This window comes from Lysinibacillus sp. NPDC093210 (genome assembly GCF_044753985.1).
GTDB lineage: Bacteria > Bacillota > Bacilli > Bacillales_A > Planococcaceae > Lysinibacillus.
In genome coordinates this window covers 564,210-585,777 of record NZ_JBIVOE010000002.1, presented here as the reverse complement: position 1 = coordinate 585,777, position 21,568 = coordinate 564,210, and the positions used below count along the sequence as shown (strand labels likewise).

Here is a 21,568-nt window from a genome sequence, read left to right as displayed (position 1 = left end):
AGAAGCGCCTCCTTAAGCTATAAATAAGAATCAGTTGCGACGAGTAAAATTTTCGTCTCATCGTCATGTGCATTAAAAATTTGATGATGATCGGCTGCGTCAAAATAGAGCGCATTACCTTCACTAGCTATATATTGTTCATTCCCTAAAACGAGACGAATACGCCCTTTGACAATATAAATAAAAGTTTCTGAAAGAGATGGTTCAAATTGTTTAAATTCTCCATCAGCAGCAAGTGTCAAGAAGATGGGTTCCATTTCTTTCTCATTTGAAGTAGGGATGAGCCATTGAATTTCATATTTTTTTTCTTCATCTGTATAGGTCGATTGATCTTCCTCAGTGTAGACAACTTTTTGTTCTGGTGCATCATCATCAAAAAATTCCTTTGGCGTCGATCCTAAAACTTCTAATAATGAAAAAAGCGTTTCAATAGAAGGCGAATTCAAATCTCGCTCCAGTTGTGAAATATAGCCTTTACTTAAATCAGTACGTTCTCCAAGCTCTTCTTGGGTAAGACCTTTTTTCAAACGAAGTGCTTTAATTTTTCCTCCAATTTGCATCCTTTCCCTCCTAGAAGAAGTTTAGCAATCATAAACTTTTAGAAAATGAAGTTTACTTTAACGAAACTTTTAGTTTACTAAAAACATTACTATTATACATAATAATAAAAAATTTGCAATCGTTTTAGATGAAAAAAAGCACAAGAAATATATAGAAAAAATGCATATGAATTTTCGTGCAAATTTTTGAGTTTTTCCAGAATAAATTTGCGAAAAGTAGCAAATAACTAATGTGTAGACAGGATTATTTTTGGGTATTTGACAAATATTTGTCAATGCATATGCGTCGATTAGCGTGGAGAAGTGAACTTCGTTGAAAAACTGTGCTTTCTTTGCTATCGTAGAAGACGGTTCGCATGTGCGAATAGAATATAAAACTACATATTATTCGGAGGGATTTATAATGGCAGAACGCATGGTAGGTAAACAAGCCCCAGATTTCACAATGGAAGCAGTACTTGCAGACAAATCTTTTGGTAAAGTATCTTTAGAAGAAATTAAAGCACAAGACAAATGGACTGTATTATTCTTCTACCCAATGGACTTCACTTTTGTATGTCCAACAGAAATTACTGCAATGAGCGATCGTTATGACGAGTTTGAAGACTTAGATGCAGAAGTAATCGGTGTATCAACTGATACAATCCACACACACTTAGCTTGGATTAACACAGATCGCACTCAAAATGGGCTTGGCGATTTAAAATATCCATTAGCAGCAGATACTAACCATGCTATTTCGAAAGAATATGGCGTTTTAATTGAAGAAGAAGGTATCGCACTACGTGGCTTATTTATTATTAATCCAGAAGGCGAATTAAAATATCAAACAGTATTCGATAATAACATTGGCCGTGATGTAGATGAAACTTTACGTGTACTACAAGCTTTACAAACTGGTGGTCTTTGCCCAGCAAACTGGCGCCCAGGTCAAGCAACACTTTAATTTGATTTAGCAAAAGTCCACTACCTATATAAGTACGGGATGAATGTTAGCTCATTCAGATGGGGGTGACCCCCATCTGAATCGAGCGGATGTCACAGATTTTATGAGGTGATTTTCGAGCGTGCTCGGAAAAAATCTGGACGCAATTACGCCAAGACGTGATTGATGCATAAAATAAATAATGGGTCCCCACGATACGCTTGTGGGGATATTTTTTTCTAGGGAGGATTTTTTATGAAACTTCGTGAACAAATGCCTGAACTTGTAGGCGCAACAACGTGGTTAAATGGTGAAGTAACAAAAGCAGAGCTAGTTGGTGAAAAACCAACATTAATCCATTTCTGGTCAGTTAGCTGTCATTTATGTAAAGAAGCAATGCCAGATGTGAATAATTTCCGTGATCAATATAAAGATGAACTAAATGTTATCGCTGTGCATATGCCTCGTTCTGAAGCAGATACTGATTTAGAGACAATTAAAGCTGTTGCGGCAGAGCATGATATTACGCAACCAATTTTTGTTGATAGTGAAATGAAGCTAACGGATGCATTTGAAAATCAATACGTTCCAGCGTACTTTGTTTTCGATAAAGATGGTCAGCTTCGTCATATGCAAGCTGGTGGAAGCGGCATGAAGATGCTAGAAAAGCGTGTGAATCGAGTTCTTGATGAAATGCGTAACGCGTAATATTAATATTTGAAAGACGAGGATATGCAAATCCTCGTCTTTTTTTATCTTGCTTCAACAGTCCTTCAAGAATGTAGGAACTGGCGGATGTCACGAATTTTAAGAGGGACTTTTCGAGCAAGTTTGAATAAATTGTACGCAGTTATGCTGAGGTGTAAATAATTAGTAGTTGTATGATAGAATGTCGAAAGATATAGATAGAATATATAAAATGGGGAATCGTATCCTGTTTTGACGATACATATGAGTAAATATAAGTTAAAATAAAGTAATTGTAGTTTTCGGAGGGATTTTTAATGATGAAAAAAGAATTTGCTGTCATTGGACTTGGACGTTTTGGGGGAAGCATTGTTCGTGAACTAATGAGTCAAGGAGCGCAAGTTATGGCGATAGATCATTCATCTGAACGGGTGGATGAATTTGCTGCGATTGCTACTCAGGCCGTTATTGCAGATTCAACAGATGAATCGGTATTAAATTCATTAGGCATTCGTAATTTTGAACATGTGATTGTCGCGATAGGCGAAGATATTCAGGCAAGTATTTTAACGACAATTATTTTAAAAGAAATAGGTGTGCAGCAAATTACAGTAAAGGCTCAAAATGACTATCATGAAAAAGTGCTAAGAAAAATTGGGGCAGATTTTGTTGTGCATCCTGAGCGTGATATGGGCATTCGTATTGCTAATAATATGCTGTCTAATACGGTACTCGATTATTTAGAGCTTTCAGATGAACACTCAATCATGGAGCTAAAAGCAAATGATGCCATTGCAGGCTACTCTATTATGGATTTAGATATTCGAGCAAAATATGGTATTAACATTGTAGGTATAAAGCGAGGATCAGATATTATTGTTTCCCCACAAGCGAGTGACAAAATTTTACTTGGGGATATTATGCTTCTTATAGGTGCAGATGTGGATATAAATCGTTTTGTGAAAAAAGCGATGAAAGAATAAAAATTGGGTGCCAGGCACGCACACAATTTTAAATTTTTAAGAAAGCTTGGGGAGTAGGTTTAGCACATGTTCAAAATAAGGAAAGAACCATTAATGCGGTTTCTGAAAATTTTATTTCCAGTCATACTGTTAGCGATAGCTATTTATGAAATCCAGCAATCACTAAGAGGAGTAGATGTTAATTTACTTCGGAATGAAGTTAGTCAATTGCAAATATGGGAACTGTTATTGATTTTTTTCATCGCATTTTGTGCGATTACTCCGATGATTTTTTACGATGTTATTTTAGCTAAACTACTGGGAATCAAAATGAACAAGCGCACGTTGCTGAACAATTCATTTATCGTCAATACATTTTCCAACCTCATTGGCTTTGGTGGTTTAGTAGGCGTTTTTCTACGAAATTATTTTTATTCAAAATATAAAGAGGATCGAGAAGGCTTGTTGAAGAGCATTGCCTCCGTTACTCTTTTTTATTTAACAGGTATCTCCTTGTTAGCATGGCTCATGTATGTATTCTTTTGGGACTTCCCATTGCTAAAAGAATTTCGGTGGCTTTCAATTGCCGTAATTCTTGTCAGCTTATATGTTCCAGCCTTTATTGGGATGCACCTTATTCGTTATAAAAAAGGAAGTTCCTTAACAATAAAAGTATCTCTTCAGTTAATAATTACTTCCGTAGCAGAATGGCTTGCAGTTTTTCTCGTTATTTGGCTGTTAACGTTAATCTTGCATATACCTATTGAGTTATCGACCCTTATACCAATATTTTTAATTGCCTCATGTGCTGGCATAATTAGTATGATACCTGGAGGGGTTGGCTCATTCGACCTCGTTTTTCTATGGGGGACGCAAAGTGTTGGAATCGGTGAAGAAAAAGTACTTTTCTTATTAATTTTGTACCGTGTTGGCTACTTTGTATTACCATTTTTAGTATCTGTACTATTATTTATTAAAGATTATTGGGAACGCTGGAATCGATCTTGGGATGACTTGCCAAATGTTATTTTTCAAAAAATTAGTCATATGTTGTTAACGATTTTAGTATTTATCTCAGGCATTGTATTATTGCTATCGGCATCGGTGCCTGGCGTTTTAAGTCGGCTAAAAATAGCTCAGGAGTTTTTATCATCACCAATTATGAATATCTCCCATCAACTGACTGTTGCAGCAGCCTTTATCCTTTTAGGTTTGTGTAGGGGAATTAAATATAAAGTGAAAAAAGCTTATCAGCTTGCAATCGTCGTGTTGAGTAGTTCGGCTTTATTCTCGATTATTAAAGGCTTTGATTATGAAGAAGCGATCTTTTTACTAATTGTCGCAGTGTTGCTCATGGCATCGAAAAAACAATTTTATCGTGAAAGTTATGTCCTCACATGGGGTGTCATCTTATTTGACCTTGCTGCCGTTCTTTTTATTACTGCAATGTATTTATTCATTGGATATGTCAACTTACCTACCGCAAAAATTCATATTCCGACAGCGTTACAATACTATATCCTTACCGACTATCGGGATTTATTTTATAGTGCAATTATTGGTATCCTCATAGCGTTTGTCATTTTTTACTTTGGTTATTTTACGCGCGGAACGAAAAAAATGGAGAAACTTCTATCAAGAGAGCACGAAGATAAAATTAAAAATCACTTAATGGAATATAAAGGGACTGAGTTTTCTCATTTAATATTTTTACATGACAAATTCGTGTATTGGAATGAAAAGAATACAGTGCTATTTGCATATCAAATATTTGCAGATAAAATCGTTGTGTTAGGAGATCCAGTAGGGCAAGAAAGTGATTTTTTATCAGCTATTCAAGAGTTTTTGGAATTGGCAGATAAACATGGGTATACACCTGTTTTTTATGAGATAAACAACAATATTTTCCCTTCTTTACATGAGCATGGCTATAGCTTTTTTAAACTTGGTGAGGAAGCATTTGTTGATTTAGATAAATTCACGTTTACTGGTAAAGAAATGAAGAGTAGTAGGGCGGTAAAAAATAAGTTTGAACGAGAGAACTACACGGTAGCATTATTAAGTGCGCCATATTCACAGGAAGTAATGAATGAATTGGAAGAGGTATCAAGTAAATGGCTGCAAGGAAGAGCTGAAAAGGGATTTTCTCTTGGCTTTTTCGATGAAAACTATTTGAGCAAGTCGAACATTGCTGTGTTAAGAGGAGCAGAAGGTGTGATAGGCTTTGCTAGCCTTATGCCGATGTATGACAATGGCGAAAGGATTTCAGTCGATCTCATGCGTTTCAAGCCAGGTGCACCGTCTGGAACGATGGATTTCATTTTTTTATCGCTGTTTGAATGGGCGAAAGAACAAGGTTATCGAGTGTTCAATATGGGCATGTCGCCGTTATCAAATGTTGGGCAATCGAGATATTCCTTTTTAAGTGAAAAAATTGCAGCACAAATATTTTTACATGGACATTTCTTCTATCATTTCAAAGGATTAAGAAATTTTAAATTAAAATATGCTGATTTTTGGGAACCTAAATATGTGGCGTATCGCAAAAAATCTTCATTACCATTTACAATGGCACAAGTAACGCTATTAATCGGTCGAAAAAGGAAATAAGTGACTTTCAAATTGCAAGTAAGACATACTATAAATGGGAATATGCTATAATTATCCTAATTACAATAGAAGGAATGATGAATATGAAACAGATATGGAATGTGATTGAGAAGTAGCATATAGAGGATATGCCACTTTTCAAGCAATTTAAAAATATTAAATGAAAATTGAAAAGAGGCTGCTTATGTACACAGATCAAGAATTGAACATTCGTCCTATCATTGAGTCTGATTTAGAGCGTCTTTGGGAGCTTATTTATAAAGACGAGCAACCAGAATGGAAAAAATGGGACGCTCCCTATTTCCCTCACCAAGCTAAACCATTCCATGATTTTATGTTAATGTCACAGCAATTTATCAATCAAAACAACTTTTGGGCAATTGAGGTTGATGGCGTTATTTGTGGCGTGATTTCATATTATTGGGAGCATGAGCCTTCTAAGTGGTTAGAATTGGGCATTGTTTTTCATGAGTCGCATAATTGGAGCAAAGGACTTGGCACTAGAGCAATGACACTATGGATGGATCACTTATTTTCAACGATGCCACTTGTTCGCGTTGGGTTTACGACATGGTCTGGAAATAAACGGATGATTCGCGTCGGAGAAAAATTAGGTATGCAATTGGAAGCGAAAATTCGTAAAGTGCGTTTATATGAGGGGGTCTATTATGATTCCATACGTATGGGCATGCTAAGAGAAGAGTGGGAAGCTAGAAAAGAATGCTTAAAGAAGCTTTCAACAACGAAATAACATGCTAGTCATTATGAAATGAAAGATAAACATAGTGATTTTGAAAAAAGTTTTAGCCTGTATTCGATATTGTATCGGACGCAGGCCTTTTATTTTCTTTGAGAGGGCTAAAACAAATTAATGTAAAATTGTGTTTGATTTCCTATTGTAGCTTTGTCATAATAAAGAAAATTCAAATAGCGAGGCATGTTATGTTAATTACCGAAAATTGTATTATACAGTCTTTAAAGCCAAACCATGTTGAAGATATTTATTCATTGTATTGTAATGATGAAGTCAGAGCCTTTCTAGGAGGGGTACCGGAAAAAACCTACATCTATTCATCCTTTGACAGTATGCTACAAGCACCTTTTCCTAATTCATATTTTTATATTACATTAAAAAACAATAATGAGTTTATTGGTTTAGTGTCGATTGATGAATATCATGAAAAAACGACGTATGAGCTGAGCTATCAATTTCTACCTCAATATTGGGGTAAGGGTTATGCGTTTGAAGTATTATTAGCCATCATACATTATGGATTTTACAGCCTAAATTTATCAAAAATAGTAGCAGAAACGCAAACCGCAAATATTGCTTCCTGCCGTGTACTAGAAAAGTTAGGTATGCAAAAAGTAAAGGTTTTAGAAAGGTTTGGTCATGAGCAAGCTGTCTTTCAGTTATTGAAAACGATAGAAAAAGAATAGGGGTAGCCAAATGAATAGCTGGATGGATTCGTAATACGGTACTTTAAGGGCAACTCGCTTTTAAAAAATGAGTAGCAAATTCCCTAATTTAAGTTTATTAATGTAAAGCGCATGTATAAAAAAATCAAAAACCCTCGGCATAAATTTTACGAGGCTAAATCAAGCTATTCGTTTTTAGCAATCGATGAGGGCAGGTATTTAATAAATACTCTTTGCCTCTATAGAAGTTTCCACTATTCCAAATGGACCTTAGTGTCTCTACGTGAAAAGGGAGCTTCTAGAACGGAAATCAAGGTTACGAAGACGATAAAAAAGGGCACTCCATTTATGGAGTGCCCTTTTAGCGTTGCGAGTATTAATTAGTTTTCTTCGATATCTTTACGGTTTTTCTTTAACATTTTTGATAGCATCTCATACACAATTGGTACGACTACTAATGTTAATAATGTTGAAGATAATAAACCACCGATTACTGTAATTGCAAGGTCTTTAGAGATTAATCCGCTACCACCATTACCTAGTGCCATTGGAATCATCGCGCCAATCGTTGCAATGGCAGTCATTAAAATTGGACGTAGACGCGTTGCACCTGCCTCTAAAATTGCTTCACGCATACCCATTCCATCACGTTCCATATGGATAATGCGGTCGACAAGTACAATGGCATTTGTGACAACGATACCTATTAACATCAATAGACCCATCATAACTGAAACAGAAATCGTTTGATTCGTTACATATAAGCCAACAAATGCACCGATTACTGCAAACGGTAATGAGAAGAGGATAGCAAATGGCGCTAAACCTTCACCAAACGTTACGACAAGAATAAAGTAAACAATGGCAATTGCTGCTAACATAGCAACTCCAAGTTGTGTGAATGTTTCTTGCATATCTGCTGCCACACCTGATACGCCTGTTGTCACACCTTTAGGTAAATCTAACTTATCGATTTTTTTATCAGCTGCAGAAGTTGCTTTTGAAATATCATCGCCAATAATTGTGGCAGATACTGTTGCGAAGTATTCACCTTTTGAGCGTGATAATGAATTAAGCGTTGTTCCTTCTTCAACATCTACTAATTCACCGATTGTCATTGTTGTCCCTAAAGCTGTTTTAATTTCTGTTTTTAAAATATCATCGATTGATAAAGCTGCTGTCTTTGCATCGCGTTGGACAATGACGTTAATATCTTTACCGTCACGTTCTACTGTTGTTAACACTTCTTTAGATGCTGTAGAATTTAATGCCATGACGATTTGAGCTGTTGTTAATCCATATTGTAAAACATTTTTTTGCTCTACTTTTAAAACATGCTCTACATAAGGGTCTTCATAATCAGATTTAACATCCTCTAAGCCCTTAACTTCCTTTAATGTTCCTTCAACGTCTTTTACTGCGCTACGTAGATTATCTAAGTTTTCACTGTATAATGTGTAGCTAACTTCATTTGAGGACATAGACATTGATGAGAAGTTTTGGCTTTTCCATTCACCTGATTGCTCTAGATTAAATACATAGTCTTCCACTTCTTCACGTGCTGCAGGGAAGTCCTTCATATCTGGGTCAAAGATGAGGTACATTAATGCACCACCAGCTCCGCCACCCATCATCATTGCTGATGGATCAGCATTTGTAGCATCTGTAATGGAAACTTGTAAAATATCAACATCTTTACGTTTCATTAATTCTTTTTCGACTGTTGCAACATTTGCTTCTGTTTCATCATTTAACTCACCAGTTCCAGGTGTATATGTTAAATACATCACCTTTTCTTCTTGAGATCCCATGAAACTAAAGCCGATTAATGGTGTTAAGGCAAGTGAGCCAACAAGCATTAAAATCGCAATCGTAGAAGTAATTATTTTATGATTTAACGCTTTTTCTAGTACACCTCTGTACCAAGTAGCTAGTTTACCAACTTCTTGATGTTGGCTTTCTTTTTTCTCTCCATATATTTTTTTACGGAATAAGAAATGAGATAAAGCTGGTACAATTGTAATCGCTACTAATAATGAGGCGCCTAATGCAAATGTCATTGTTAATGCAAATGGCATGAATAATTCACCAACCATACCGCCTACAAACATAAGTGGGGCAAATACCGCTACCGTAACTAATGTAGAAGACAAGATTGGTTTAAACATTTCAATTGTCGCTTCACGAATAAGTGCGCGACCTGTTAATTTTTCTTGTTTCAAATGGATACGTCGATAAATATTTTCTACTACGACTATGGAGTCATCAATAACGCGCCCAATGGCAACGGTGATTGCACCAAGTGTCATAATATTTAACGTAATATCCATCCAGTTCAATAATAGTAAAGCCATGAAAACAGAAACTGGAATAGAGATAATTGAAATAATTGTTGATTTGAAATCGCGTAAGAATAGTAAAATAATTAAAACAGCGATTGCGCCACCGAATACTGCTTTTTCAATCATTGTGAAGACTGAATCTTCAATTGGAGCGCCTTGGTCAAGTGAGATATCCACTTTTAAGCCGTCAATTCTTTTTTCTTCATCTTTAATAAGGTCTTTTACTGCATTTACAACAGTTACAGTATTTGCATCTTGACCTTTCACGATTTGAATCGCAATTGCATCTTTACCATTTGTGCGTGAAACGGATTGTACTTTACCTTCAACTTCAATCGTTGCAATATCACTTAAGCGAACGAAAGGAGAAGGTTGTGTAGCTGAAGGTGTAACTGGTATTAATAAATCTTTTAATTCGTCGATAGTTTTAACTTTACCATCAACAGAAACCGCCTGTTCACCAACTGTAAATTGATATAAACCAAGCGATAATGACATATCACTTGCTTGGATCATTTGCTTAACTGTATCCTCTGTTAAGCCGAGAGCAGCCATTTTTTCTTCGTCATATTTAAACGAAACTTGTTCAATATGCTGACCAGTAATAGTTGCCGAAGCAACACCGTCGATTTTTTCGATTTTAGGAAGTAATAAATCTTCTACTGTTGATGTCAGTTCAACTATATCTTCTTTAGAGCTACTTACAGATAATGCGACAACAGGCATCATGTTCATACTAATTGCCATAATTGTAGGTTCTTGTGCACCATCTGGAAGTTTCACATTATCTAAAGCTGACTCTAACTGGCGTTTTTTCTCATCCATATCAATGCCGTAGTCATATTCAACTTGAACTTGTGCAATGTTGGATGAAGAAGTAGAATAAACTGCCTTAACATCCTCTAAACTTTCGATTGATTTTTCAAATGGAATGGAAAGTTCATTCATGACTTGTTCAGGCGTTGCACCTGGATAAACGCCCATTACAATTAAGTATGGAATCGATATATCAGGGATTGATTCCATTTTCATTCTTGTACCTGAATAAATACCTGAGACAGTGATGATAATTGTTAATAACCACACTGCCAATTTGTTCTTCAATACAAAATTAACTAAACCTTTCACCTTCACACCTACCCTTTATTGACTTACTAGATTCAATTATTTATAATAATGACTAATCGGTCATTTGTCAATGAAATGCATTAGGAGAGATTTGAAAATATGTCAAAAAAGCAACTGATTATGGAGAAAGCATTAGAACTGTTTTCTGAACAAGGCTTTGAAGCAACATCTGTACAGCAAATTACAGAGCGCTGTGGGATTTCTAAAGGGGCATTTTATTTGTCTTTTAAAACAAAAGATGAACTTCTTTTTTCAATGGTTGACTACTACCTACAGCAATTTATAGCGGATATTGACCAAGTAGTCAGAAGCACGAACAAAAAAGATGTAGTGTTGGTAGATTTTTATAAAGGTATTTTTCAAACGTTTAAAAAACATGCAGCTTCTTCGCGTGTGTTCTTTAATGAAAAGGTATTTCTTACAAAAAAAGAGCTGTTTCATAAAGTAAGTGCCTATGAAGCAGATATGTCGAAGTTTATCGTCCAAATGCTTGAGCAACTTTATCGAGAAGAGCTGCAAGAGACAAAATATGATGTTATGTATTGTGTAAAAGGATTTGTGAAAGGCTATGCCGAGCTGTTTATGTTCTCAAATTTGCCGCTTGATCTAGATCAATTGGCAAAATCATTAGCGGAAAAGACAGATATTATTGCACGTCATACAACAATCCCTTTTATTACTGAGGAACTCGCTCAAATTGTAGCAAGACCCTGTGCAGAGGTAGTTACGCAACAATCGCTATTGCAGTTAATCGAACAAAACATCCAGAACATAGAGCCATCTATTGAACGCGAATCGTTAGAGCTGTTAAAAAATCAAGTAGAGCACCAAACATACAGTAAACCGATTATAAAAGGACTAATTGAAAACATCCGCCTTCAGCCAGGATGTCAATGGATTGCATATGTATTAGAGAAATATTTCCAATTTTAAACATTGAAATAGAATTGTTCACAAGTAAGTTATAGTGGGCGATTCTATTTTTTTGAAATTGTATTGAACAGGATGTTTCATTTCAAAAAGGGGGGAAGGAATTATGTTGTTATTACTATATACGTAAATTGTTAAAGGAGGTTTCAATATTTTAGAAATTTATTAAATCAAATTTCAACTGAAACGAAAAAAGCTAACTCTAGCTTGCAGAAGTAAAAAACACATCATGAAATAATGCTGGTGAGTTTGTTTGTCCTAAATTTAAGGAGGTTAAACTACATCTTCCAAAATTAAAGTGGCAGAGCTTAGCATATTACGAACGCTAGTAATTTCATGCAAATAAAATAGAATGTATATACATAAAAGAAGCTACGCAAATAATGCGTAGCTTCTTAATTTGAAAGATTATACTTCCATAATAATCGGTAAAATCATCGGACGACGTTTAGTTTTCTCAAATAAGTAAGGACCTAAAACATCAGTAATTTCATTTTTAAGCTCAGTCCATTGTGGCGTTTTGCCTTGAATTGTTTCGTTAAGATGACGGTTCAGCATTTTTTGTGCTTCATTGATCATTGTGCCTGATTCACGCATATAAACAAAGCCACGTGAAATAATGTCAGGACCTGAAACAATTTTTTGGTTTTCCATATCTACGCTTACAACAACTATTACTAAGCCTTCTTCAGATAGTATACGACGGTCGCGTAGTACAATATTGCCAATATCCCCTATACCGTTACCATCAATGTAGACATCACCAGAAGGGATGCGACCTGCAACATGTGCTTCATTTGCACTTAATGCCAGTACATCACCATTTTCCATAACGAAAGTATTTTCAAGTGGAACATCACAATCTTCTGCTAAATGCGTATGCATTTTTAACATACGGAATTCACCGTGGATAGGCATAAAGAATTTTGGCTTCATTAAGCGTAGCATCAGTTTTTGTTCTTCTTGCGAACCATGACCAGATGTATGGATATTATTTAATGCACCGTGAATTACTTCAGCGCCAGCACGGAAAAGTAAATTAATGATTTTATTTACGCTAACCGTATTACCTGGTACAGGTGAAGAAGAGAAGATAACAGTGTCCCCAGGCTGGATTTGAATTTGACGGTGTGTACCATTGGCAATACGAGATAGTGCTGCCATTGGTTCACCTTGTGAGCCTGTACATAAAATCATCACTTCGTTGGCAGGTAAACGGTTAATGCTTTGGGCATCAATAAAAGTATCTTTTGGTGCGTTGATGTAGCCAAGTTCACGGCCGATAGTAATGGCATTATCCATAGATCGACCGAATACAGCGATTTTTCGTCCGTACTTAATGGCAGCATCTGTTGCTTGCTGTAAGCGGTGAATATTTGATGCGAACGTTGCGAAAATAATACGACTATCAACCTTGCGGAAGATTTCGTCAATACTTTTCCCAACTGTACGTTCAGACATCGTGAAATTTGGTTTTTCAGCATTCGTACTATCAGATAGTAAGCACAGCACACCGTCACGACCTATTTCAGCCATTTTTGTTAAGTTTGCTGGCTCGCCTACTGGAGTAAAGTCGAATTTAAAGTCACCTGTATGCACGATATTGCCAGGAGGTGTTTTTACGACGATACCATAAGCATCTGGAATACTATGCGTTGTTCTAAAGAAGCTAACAGATGTTTTTCTAAATTTAATAACATCATCTTCTTTAATTTCGATTAGTTTAGTTGTACGTAGTAAACCATGCTCTTCAAGTTTGTTGCGCAATAAGCCAAGTGCAAGCTTACCACCATAAACAGGAACATTCACTTGACGTAGTAAATAAGGGATACCACCAATATGGTCTTCATGTCCGTGCGTTATAAATAACCCTTTAATTTTATCGACGTTTCGTACTAAATACGTGTAATCAGGAATAACATAGTCAATTCCGAGTAAATCGTCTTCTGGAAATTTTATTCCGGCGTCAATTAAGATGATTTCATCTTGAAATTGGACGCCGTAAGTGTTTTTGCCGATTTCGCCCAGTCCGCCGAGCGCGAAAACAGCTGCTTGGTCATTTTTAACAAACTTCATGTTTGTTAAATTTCCTCCAAGACGAAGTTCGGACTTGCTTGTTCGTAGTCTAAATAGTTACCTTCAAGCAATTGAATGAACTCAATGTTGTAATGACGGTCTTGTAACTTTTGACGTACTTCACGTTCTGAAGCAGCTTCAAGGTATAGACTTTTAGTGTTTTCGCGAACTGGAATCTCATTTGCTTTTTCTTGATAATAAACTTTGTAAATCATAGTTTGCTCTCCTTTAATTGCGTACATTATTATTGCAGATTTGGCTATTACCACACACGTACTACAAGAAAAAACCGCGAATTTCAAGTATACTTCAAACTAATAAAGAAATGAGCGTTTGAATTTCTTGTATCTCAATACTTTAATCTTGCACTTTTCATAAAGGTAATGAGACAGTGGTTGCGCATAGACAAATAAATGCATTTCCTTTATATTATCACGCGGCTACTTTAAAATAAAGAAAAGCCCTTCAAATAATGAAGGGCAAATGTTAGGCAATTGATTTTTTTCCGAGTACGCCGCGAAGTTGCTTCAACAATTTTTGCTTTAGTTTCTTCAGCATGGCACATCACTCCTTAGGATCATTATAATTAAAAACGATACCTGTGTAAAGTATTTTGCCTTTGCAACATAATACATAAAGAAAGGAAGTATGGAATGAATAAAATTTTATTTTTTGATGTAGATGGAACACTTTATAACAGTGAAAAAATACTGCCAGCTTCAGCAAAGGAAGCGTTATTAGAAGCACGTCGTAGAGGCTATGAGATTGCAATTGCTACTGGACGTGCACCGTTTATGATTCAATCATTGTTAGAAGAGCTTGATATTAATACGTATGTGACCTTTAATGGACAGTACGTTGTTTATCGTGGCGAGGTTGTCTATACAAATGGTGTCGAAAAAGATGAGTTAGCGAAAATTATTGCCTTTGGTGAAGCGCGAAACGAACCTGTTGTTTTTTTAGACGACAAGCGAATGATCGCGTCAGTTGGAGGGCATAACATGGTATCCGAAAGTCTCGATACTTTAAAATACCCATATCCAGAACTAGACTCATCTTATTATATGCAGAACGATGTTTATCAAACACTGATCTTTATGGAGGAGAAAGATGAACATTTGTATTGCGAAGCTTTTCCAAATGTCCAGTTTGTACGTTGGCATCAATATTCTTGTGATATTTTGCCTAAAGGAGGCTCAAAGGCTGCTGGAATCGAAAAAGTGCTCACAAAAATGGGCCTAACATTAGATGATGCAATTGCTTTTGGGGATGGTATTAATGATATTGAAATGTTAGAGGCTGTTGGTACGAGCATAGCGATGGGGAATGGCCATGAAAGAGTAAAGGCAGTTGCCTCACATATTACAGACCATGTAGATGCGGACGGTCTTGCGAAAGCGATGCGCTATCTGAAGATTATATAAGTGCCAGGCACCCAAACAATTCTGAATTTTACCTGTAAAATATATTTAAAATTCCAATAAGACTTCTGCGGGAACGCACGTAACGTAAGTCGCAACACTCTGCGCATTGGCGAGGGTTGCGGCTTACATCGTGCCCGCTAGAGTGTCAGGCACTCGAACAATTCTGAATTTTTTTCACTTAGGACCCAGCTTCAACAACCTCTAGTTTAATTCCTGCCTCAGTATACTGCTTTAGCGTATCTTTAGAAAGTTTGTTATCGGTAATAATCATGTCGACCTGATCTAACGGGCACACTTGAATCGCGACATCTTTATTAAATTTAGAAGAATCCGTTACAACATAAACTGTTTGCGATATATTAATGAGCTGTTTCCTCGTCATCGCCTCTTCTATACTGAAATCGGATATTCCTTTTTCAAGCGTTACACCACTTGCACATATAAACGCCTTATTAATATTCAAATGATCGAATCGGAAAAGAAAATCATTAGAAGTGACCGACTTTTCTGAATGACGTATCTTCCCACCAATAATCATTACTTCAATATTGGAGCCGATTAAATCAAATGCCACAGGTAGAGAATTCGTAACAACTGTTAGTTTTTCCTTTCCTAAAAGAAAGGGCGTCATCTGATAAGTTGTTGTGCCACTATCAATAAATATACAATCACCATCCTCTACTAAAGAAGCACAAGTTTTTGCGATAGCGATTTTTTCTGTTAGTTGCTGCGTTAATCGATTGTCCATTAGCCCTTCGACAGGTTCAATATATTTTACGCCCCCATAAAACTTCTCAATTTTCTTCTCTTGCACAAGTAATTGAATATCTCTTCGGATAGTTTCCATTGATACATTGAATTCTTTTGTCAAGGTAACTAATTTCACTACCTTATTATTGCGTACGTATTGCAAAATATGTTGCTGCCTTTCTAATGTATACATTTAATCACCTCTATTAGTTATTTACTCAAAGTGGTAGTGACTTTGTCAACAGTTGGTCAGAATTTACTCAACATTTACACAAATATGTTATTTCCCTTTACAAATTGCCACTATACTGTGAGTAACAACTCAAAAGGAGTGAGCGATTTGTTGGAACTGAGAAATATTTCAAAAAGCTATAAAAATAAAAAAGTTTTAAAAGATATAAATTTAACGATTGGCTCTGGTGAAATAGTTTCTTTATTGGGGCCGAGTGGTTGTGGCAAAACAACATTACTCAACATTGTTCTAGGTCTTACAGAGCAAACGAATGGGCAACTTTTTTACAATGGACAAGATATATCGAAACATTCCATGCAGGAACGGGGATTTAATATCGTTTTCCAAGATTTCGCGTTGTTCCCACATTTAAATGCTTACGACAATATCGTGTATGGCTTAAAAAATAAAAAACAGCAAATGACAAAAGACGAGATACAAGAGTATGTTGATTTTTTAGAACTAACTCCACATTTACATAAGAAGATTCACGAATTATCAGGAGGGCAGAAACAGCGTGTATCAATTGCTAGAACACTCGTGATGCAACCGAAAATATTATTACTAGATGAACCATTAAGTGCTCTTGATGGGGTAATCAAGGAATCGATTAAAGAGCGCATTAAGTCGATTGCACGGCAATTTAATCTAACGACAATTATCGTGACCCACGATCCTGAAGAGGCGCTTACGTTATCAGATAAAGTACTAATTATTAACGAGGGCACTGTTTCACAATATGGTACACCTCATGAAATATTAAAAACACCAAAAAATCAATTTATCGAAGATTTTATCTTAAGGCAACTTCATATTAAACGTCATAACATCTACCAACTGTTTGGAGAATCCTATGCTTAGAACTAATAAAATGATGAAAATTTTGTTTATGCCCATTGCCTTCTTTTTTCTCTTCTTTTTAATTGTGCCTTTACTTTATATGTTTTGGCAGTCCTTGAAAAAAGGCAATAGCATAACGTTACAAAACTATGTAGAAGCATTACAGAGTGTTGAAATACGTGAAGCTTTTCTCAATAGTTTTCAAGTGTCATTAGTAGCTGCTATTATCACAACCGGTTTAGCGTTTGCATTGGCTTATGCATTACATTTTACGACGATGAATCAGCACGTTAAAAAACTTGTACATGTAGGCATAACATTGCCGATGTTGTTGCCGACAATCACCTATGGTTTTGTATTAATTTATACATTTGGCAATCAAGGCATTATTACAAAATTAGTAGGTCAGCCTATAGTGACTATTTATGGATTTAATGGATTGTTAATTGGATATGTGCTCTATACATTACCTGTTGCCTTTATTTTGATGCAAAATTCCATGCAGTACATCGATAAACGGTTTTTGCTCGTTTCCATGCTGATGCATGATAGGCCTTCACGTCGATTTTACCATACCGTACTTCGTCCAATGCTAGGAACAATTGGTGGAGCTTTTATATTAACCTTTATTTTAAGCTTTACCGACTTTGGTATTCCAGCTTCGGTAGGAGGAAGTTATAAAGTAATCGCTACAGAGCTTTATCAAGCAATGCTTGGCTCTATTGTACGATTTGAGCAAGGGGCAGTAATTTCTGTATTGATGCTCTTGCCTGCTGTACTTGGTATCGTGATGCTAAGTTTGCTAGATCGATTTAATTTTCAATACAAGCACGCTAGTCAAAGTGAGCTAGTAGTACATCGTCTGCGCGATAGTACATTTACAGTTCTTTCATTAATATGTGTGAGTTCGATTTTTCTCATCTTCTCGACAATGTTCATTGTGCCATTTACAAAAGGGTATCCATATGACTTTAGCTTCACATTTGAACATATACAAAATGTTTTAGCAGAAAAAAATTTAACTAGAGTATATTTGAATTCACTTATCGTTGCCTTCTTTACAGCTGTTTTAGGTGTTTGTATAGCATTTGTTTCAGCTCTTCTAAATGTCAGAACGCCACTGAAAGGAAGAAAAACGATAGATATTATGTCAATGGTTACGAACACCGTGCCAGGGATGGTTCTTGGTCTTTCTTATTTGTTTTTCTTTAATGGAAGTTCGCTAAAGGGGACCTTCTTTATTATTATTGCCTATACTGTCGTTCATTTTTTCACAACACCGTATTTGATGGCGAAAAACTCCTTGCAAAAAATGGACCCTACATGGGAAGTAACGGGGGAATTGTTAAAAGACTCCTGGATTCAAACGGTGGTGCGCGTTATTTTACCGAATATCCGTCCTACTATTTTTCAAATGTTTAGCTACTATTTTTTAAATGCCATGGTGACTGTTAGTGGGGTAATTTTCCTTGTCAGTACGAAAACAATGCTTGTCTCGACGCGCATAAAAGAACTTCAGCATTTTGCAAAGTATACAGATATTTTTGTTCTCTCCATTTTTATTTTATGTACAAACCTCATTGTGAAATTAGGTTGTGACTATATAACAACAACTAAAGAAAAGGGTAAGGAGATGGAATGATGAAAAAGTCAACAATCATGATGTTAGGTACTGTTAGTTCTGCAATTGTATTAGCTGCATGCGGCAGTGCAGAGGCTGATGCAAACAAACAAGTAATTATTTACTCGAATGCAGATGATGAAGCAATTGAGGTAATGCAAGCGACATTAGATAAGAAAGGCTATGAAGGCAAGTATATCATCCAATCATTTGGGACATCTGAATTAGGTGGGAAAATGATGGCGGAAGGTACTGATATTGAAGCGGATGTTGTAACGATGGCTTCGTATTTTATAGAAAGTGCTCAAACATCTAAATCAATGTTTGTTGATCTTTCCTCGGACTTAAAGCCAATAGATGGTGGGTCTACCTATGCATTACCGATTTTAGGGAATGTGGGATCTATTTTTATCAATACAGATTTATTGGCACAAAAAGGGCTACCTGTGCCGAAAACAATAAAGGATTTAACGAACCCTGAATATAAAGATTTAGTTTCATTTCCTAATATTCTAGACTCATCTACAGGTTGGTTATTAGTACAAGCGATTATGAATAAATACGGAGAAAAAGAAGGAAAGCAAGTATTAGCGGATTTAATTAAAAATGCTGGTCCTCATATTGAAAGCTCTGGCTCTGGTCCTATTAAAAAGGTGAAAACAGGTGAAGTGGCAGCTGGGTTTGGTTTACGTATTCAAGCAATTGATGCAAAAAATGAGGGCTTACCAATTGACTATATTGACCCAACTGAAGGCAATTTTACGTTAACAGAATCTGTTGCTGTTGTAGATAAAGAGGGCGATGAAGCGTTGGCAATAGAAATGGCAAAGGTAATTGCGACAGAGTCACGAGCAGATTTGTTGAAACAATATCCGGTAGCGCTTTATGAAGGTGAGCAAGTAGATGATGAATACGTTCCGCAGTATTTGAAAAAGTGGGACACGACTTTAACGGTCGATTTATTAGAAAAACATCAAGCATTCTTTAAAGAAGCACAACAATAAAGGAGCATAATGACATGAATAACTACAAATTATTAACACCGGGTCCATTAACTACAACAGAAGCGGTAAAAAGGGAGATGTTAATAGATCGCTGTACATGGGATGACGACTATAAGCAAGTTACGCAAACGATACGTAAACAGCTAGTTGAATTAGCGCAAGTTGATGAAACAAATTATACAGCAGTTTTAATGCAGGGAAGTGGTAGCTTCGTTGTTGAATCTGTACTAACAACTGCTATTAGTGAATTAGACAAAGTCCTGATATTAACAAATGGTGCCTACGGGGAACGCATAGTAAAAATGGCAAAAGCCCTTCAGTTACAGCATGTCGTTTATTGTGTGCCGTATAATGAGCAACCATCACCATTAGAAGTGCAAGCGATACTAAAAAATGATGCTAGTATTACCCATGTAGCTGTTGTCCATTGTGAGACGACTACAGGCATATTAAATCCAATTAATGAAATAGGCGAAGTTGTTCAAGCGTTTGATAAAACATTTATTGTCGATGCGATGAGTAGCTTTGGTGGTGTACCGATGGATTTGTCAAACGGTCAAATCGACTTTTTAATTAGTAGTGCAAACAAATGTATTCAAGGCGTTCCAGGTTTTGGATTTGTCATTGCGAAAATTGAAGCGTTAGAAAAATGTAAAGGGATAGCTAAAAGTGTTGCATTAGATTTATATAGTCAATGGCAAGTGATGAAAGTAGATGGGAAATGGCGTTTTACATCCCCGACACATGTTGTAGCGGCTTTTGCCAAGGCATTAGAGGAACTGGTGGCTGAAGGTGGAGTAGAGGCGCGTTACAAACGCTATGCTAAAAATAATCTAATGCTGCGTGAAAGATTGTCGCAATGTGGATTTAAGGCTTATATTACGGAGGATATGCAATCACCTATTATTACGACGTTTGTATATCCATATGAAGCATTTTCTTTCGATCATTTCTATCATGAGATCAAACAAGCTGGCTTTGTTATTTATCCAGGGAAATTAACTGAATTCGATACATTCCGAATTGGGAATATAGGGGATGTTCACGAGGAAGATATGAATGCATTATGCAATGTAATTGAAAACTATATGGCGGTGAAAAATAATGAAAATTGAAGCGGTAATTTTAGATTGGGCAGGTACTGCGGTAGACTTCGGATGTTTTGCACCAGTAAATGTTTTTCTTACAATTTTTGAAGATGCAGGTGTAACGGTGACGCTGGAAGAAGCGCGTAAACCTATGGGGATGTTAAAAATTGATCATATTCGAACAATGCTTGAAATGACTAGAATAAGTGAGGCTTGGGAACAAGTGTATGGACGTGCATATACGGAACATGATGTACAAGCGTTATATTCGCAGTTTGAAACGAAGTTAATGGAATCACTAGCACTGTACACCGATCCAATCCCACATGTAACAGAAACGGTTAATCATTTAAAACAGGCAGGAATAAGCATAGGCTCTACAACAGGCTATACTAAATCTATGATGGAAGTAGTGACTCATCACGCTCAGGAAAAAGGGTATAAGCCTGATTTTTTAGTCACGCCAACTGACGTAGGAGATAAAGGGCGCCCGTATCCTTATATGATTTTTAGAAATATCGAGGAGTTTGGTGTAAAATCAACAAAGCAAATTGTTAAAGTTGGAGATACTACTTCAGATATTCAAGAGGCGCTAAATGCTGGCGTTTGGGCTGTCGGTGTCATCATCGGTAGTTCAGAAATGGGTTTAACGGAACAGGAATTTAAAGGCTTATCTGATGAAGAGCAAGTCACTGTTATTGAAAAAACCAAAGCTATTTTTGAAGAAGTGGGCGCGCATTATACTATCCAAACAATGGAAGAACTACCTGCACTAATAGAAACGATTAATGAGCGATTAGTTTAAAATAAGCTGCTAGAAAAATATAAAAGAAAAAAGTGTTAGATTGATCGCAGTCAATCTAACACTTTTTGCTATTGATGTCCGCTACGGCGGTTGCTTTCCGCGTGCATACACGTAAGCTGCAACCGTCGCTATCGCGTCGACTGTTGCGTCTTAAGCTGCGTGCGT

The 21,568-nt window shown here is 36.3% G+C and carries 18 protein-coding genes; 13 read left to right on the top strand and 5 right to left on the bottom strand.

Annotated features, from left to right (window positions below):
• Positions 1-17: 17 nt before the first annotated feature.
• The gene (locus tag ACIP9C_RS08355) at positions 18-560 is read right to left on the bottom strand and encodes a helix-turn-helix domain-containing protein (protein ID WP_024362223.1); all 543 of its coding nucleotides are present in this window, start codon (positions 558-560) and stop codon (positions 18-20) included.
• 403 nt (positions 561-963) lie between these two features.
• Between ACIP9C_RS08355 and ACIP9C_RS08350 the strand changes: the two genes are divergently transcribed.
• The 6 genes from ACIP9C_RS08350 to ACIP9C_RS08325 all read left to right on the top strand — a co-directional run bounded on the left by ACIP9C_RS08350 (position 964) and on the right by ACIP9C_RS08325 (position 7,184).
• The gene (locus ACIP9C_RS08350) at positions 964-1,506 is read left to right on the top strand and encodes a peroxiredoxin (RefSeq protein ID WP_401009626.1); all 543 of its coding nucleotides are present in this window, start codon (positions 964-966) and stop codon (positions 1,504-1,506) included.
• Positions 1,507-1,740: 234 nt separating this feature from the next.
• Positions 1,741-2,193, top strand: coding sequence for a TlpA family protein disulfide reductase (locus tag ACIP9C_RS08345; RefSeq protein WP_340826099.1), 453 nt, complete (start codon positions 1,741-1,743; stop codon positions 2,191-2,193).
• 299 nt (positions 2,194-2,492) lie between these two features.
• Entirely contained in the window at positions 2,493-3,155 is a 663-nt protein-coding gene (locus tag ACIP9C_RS08340; protein ID WP_024362220.1) for a potassium channel family protein, read from the top strand.
• A gap of 66 nt (positions 3,156-3,221) precedes the next feature.
• A complete protein-coding gene (gene mprF, locus ACIP9C_RS08335) occupies positions 3,222-5,744 on the top strand; it encodes a bifunctional lysylphosphatidylglycerol flippase/synthetase MprF (RefSeq protein ID WP_401009625.1) in 2,523 nt (840 codons plus the stop codon).
• Positions 5,745-5,928: 184 nt separating this feature from the next.
• Positions 5,929-6,495, top strand: a complete 567-nt coding sequence (locus ACIP9C_RS08330) for a GNAT family N-acetyltransferase (RefSeq protein ID WP_401009624.1) — start codon at positions 5,929-5,931, stop codon at positions 6,493-6,495.
• A 191-nt stretch (positions 6,496-6,686) separates the two neighbouring features.
• Entirely contained in the window at positions 6,687-7,184 is a 498-nt protein-coding gene (locus ACIP9C_RS08325) for a GNAT family N-acetyltransferase (protein ID WP_401009623.1), read from the top strand.
• A gap of 359 nt (positions 7,185-7,543) precedes the next feature.
• Here the strand turns inward: ACIP9C_RS08325 and ACIP9C_RS08320 are convergent, their stop codons facing one another.
• Positions 7,544-10,633 (bottom strand): efflux RND transporter permease subunit, encoded by a 3,090-nt coding sequence (locus ACIP9C_RS08320; RefSeq protein ID WP_401009622.1) that lies wholly within the window; start codon positions 10,631-10,633, stop codon positions 7,544-7,546.
• Positions 10,634-10,732: 99 nt separating this feature from the next.
• Between ACIP9C_RS08320 and ACIP9C_RS08315 the strand changes: the two genes are divergently transcribed.
• Complete coding sequence (locus tag ACIP9C_RS08315) at positions 10,733-11,566, top strand: TetR/AcrR family transcriptional regulator (protein WP_401009621.1); 834 nt, start codon at positions 10,733-10,735, stop codon at positions 11,564-11,566.
• Positions 11,567-11,971: 405 nt separating this feature from the next.
• Here the strand turns inward: ACIP9C_RS08315 and rnjA are convergent, their stop codons facing one another.
• Positions 11,972-13,639: a ribonuclease J1 gene (rnjA, locus tag ACIP9C_RS08310; protein WP_401009620.1), complete on the bottom strand. Its 1,668-nt coding sequence runs from the start codon at positions 13,637-13,639 to the stop codon at positions 11,972-11,974.
• A 5-nt stretch (positions 13,640-13,644) separates the two neighbouring features.
• Positions 13,645-13,854 (bottom strand): DNA-dependent RNA polymerase subunit epsilon, encoded by a 210-nt coding sequence (locus ACIP9C_RS08305; RefSeq protein WP_173477924.1) that lies wholly within the window; start codon positions 13,852-13,854, stop codon positions 13,645-13,647.
• A gap of 438 nt (positions 13,855-14,292) precedes the next feature.
• Between ACIP9C_RS08305 and ACIP9C_RS08300 the strand changes: the two genes are divergently transcribed.
• Complete coding sequence (locus ACIP9C_RS08300; RefSeq protein WP_401009619.1) at positions 14,293-15,063, top strand: Cof-type HAD-IIB family hydrolase; 771 nt, start codon at positions 14,293-14,295, stop codon at positions 15,061-15,063.
• Between the two features lie 178 nt (positions 15,064-15,241).
• On the opposite strand, the gene ACIP9C_RS08295 is transcribed toward ACIP9C_RS08300, so the two are convergent.
• Complete coding sequence (locus tag ACIP9C_RS08295) at positions 15,242-16,006, bottom strand: DeoR/GlpR family DNA-binding transcription regulator (protein ID WP_401009618.1); 765 nt, start codon at positions 16,004-16,006, stop codon at positions 15,242-15,244.
• 147 nt (positions 16,007-16,153) lie between these two features.
• On the opposite strand from ACIP9C_RS08295, the gene ACIP9C_RS08290 reads away from it, so the two are divergent.
• From ACIP9C_RS08290 to phnX, 5 genes are read left to right on the top strand one after another with little or no spacing between them, the layout of a single operon-like run.
• A complete protein-coding gene (locus ACIP9C_RS08290) occupies positions 16,154-16,906 on the top strand; it encodes an ABC transporter ATP-binding protein (RefSeq protein WP_401009617.1) in 753 nt (250 codons plus the stop codon).
• Positions 16,899-18,527 carry an ABC transporter permease subunit gene (locus ACIP9C_RS08285; RefSeq protein ID WP_401009616.1) on the top strand — a complete coding sequence of 543 codons (1,629 nt, stop codon included), beginning with the start codon at positions 16,899-16,901 and terminating at the stop codon, positions 18,525-18,527. Before ACIP9C_RS08290 ends, ACIP9C_RS08285 begins: the two co-directional genes overlap by 8 nt.
• Positions 18,527-19,510 carry an extracellular solute-binding protein gene (locus tag ACIP9C_RS08280; RefSeq protein ID WP_401009615.1) on the top strand — a complete coding sequence of 328 codons (984 nt, stop codon included), beginning with the start codon at positions 18,527-18,529 and terminating at the stop codon, positions 19,508-19,510. Before ACIP9C_RS08285 ends, ACIP9C_RS08280 begins: the two co-directional genes overlap by 1 nt.
• A 14-nt stretch (positions 19,511-19,524) precedes the next feature.
• Entirely contained in the window at positions 19,525-20,625 is a 1,101-nt protein-coding gene (gene phnW / locus ACIP9C_RS08275; protein ID WP_401009614.1) for a 2-aminoethylphosphonate--pyruvate transaminase, read from the top strand.
• On the top strand, positions 20,615-21,403 hold the full coding sequence (gene phnX, locus ACIP9C_RS08270) for a phosphonoacetaldehyde hydrolase (RefSeq protein WP_401009613.1): 789 nt from the start codon (positions 20,615-20,617) through the stop codon (positions 21,401-21,403). The genes phnW and phnX overlap by 11 nt, the downstream gene beginning before the upstream one ends.
• Positions 21,404-21,568 lie beyond the last annotated feature (165 nt).

Coding starts and splice junctions, on each gene's coding strand:
- ACIP9C_RS08315 (WP_401009621.1), top strand. CDS start 10,733: ATGTCAAAAAAGCAACTGATTATGGAGAAAGCATTAGAACTGTTTTCT.
- ACIP9C_RS08295 (WP_401009618.1), bottom strand. CDS start 16,006: ATGTATACATTAGAAAGGCAGCAACATATTTTGCAATACGTACGCAAT.
- ACIP9C_RS08280 (WP_401009615.1), top strand. CDS start 18,527: ATGAAAAAGTCAACAATCATGATGTTAGGTACTGTTAGTTCTGCAATT.
- ACIP9C_RS08355 (WP_024362223.1), bottom strand. CDS start 560: ATGCAAATTGGAGGAAAAATTAAAGCACTTCGTTTGAAAAAAGGTCTT.
- ACIP9C_RS08345 (WP_340826099.1), top strand. CDS start 1,741: ATGAAACTTCGTGAACAAATGCCTGAACTTGTAGGCGCAACAACGTGG.
- ACIP9C_RS08305 (WP_173477924.1), bottom strand. CDS start 13,854: ATGATTTACAAAGTTTATTATCAAGAAAAAGCAAATGAGATTCCAGTT.
- ACIP9C_RS08285 (WP_401009616.1), top strand. CDS start 16,899: ATGCTTAGAACTAATAAAATGATGAAAATTTTGTTTATGCCCATTGCC.
- ACIP9C_RS08340 (WP_024362220.1), top strand. CDS start 2,493: ATGAAAAAAGAATTTGCTGTCATTGGACTTGGACGTTTTGGGGGAAGC.
- rnjA (WP_401009620.1), bottom strand. CDS start 13,639: ATGAAGTTTGTTAAAAATGACCAAGCAGCTGTTTTCGCGCTCGGCGGA.
- ACIP9C_RS08350 (WP_401009626.1), top strand. CDS start 964: ATGGCAGAACGCATGGTAGGTAAACAAGCCCCAGATTTCACAATGGAA.
- phnX (WP_401009613.1), top strand. CDS start 20,615: ATGAAAATTGAAGCGGTAATTTTAGATTGGGCAGGTACTGCGGTAGAC.
- ACIP9C_RS08300 (WP_401009619.1), top strand. CDS start 14,293: ATGAATAAAATTTTATTTTTTGATGTAGATGGAACACTTTATAACAGT.
- mprF (WP_401009625.1), top strand. CDS start 3,222: ATGTTCAAAATAAGGAAAGAACCATTAATGCGGTTTCTGAAAATTTTA.
- ACIP9C_RS08330 (WP_401009624.1), top strand. CDS start 5,929: ATGTACACAGATCAAGAATTGAACATTCGTCCTATCATTGAGTCTGAT.
- phnW (WP_401009614.1), top strand. CDS start 19,525: ATGAATAACTACAAATTATTAACACCGGGTCCATTAACTACAACAGAA.
- ACIP9C_RS08325 (WP_401009623.1), top strand. CDS start 6,687: ATGTTAATTACCGAAAATTGTATTATACAGTCTTTAAAGCCAAACCAT.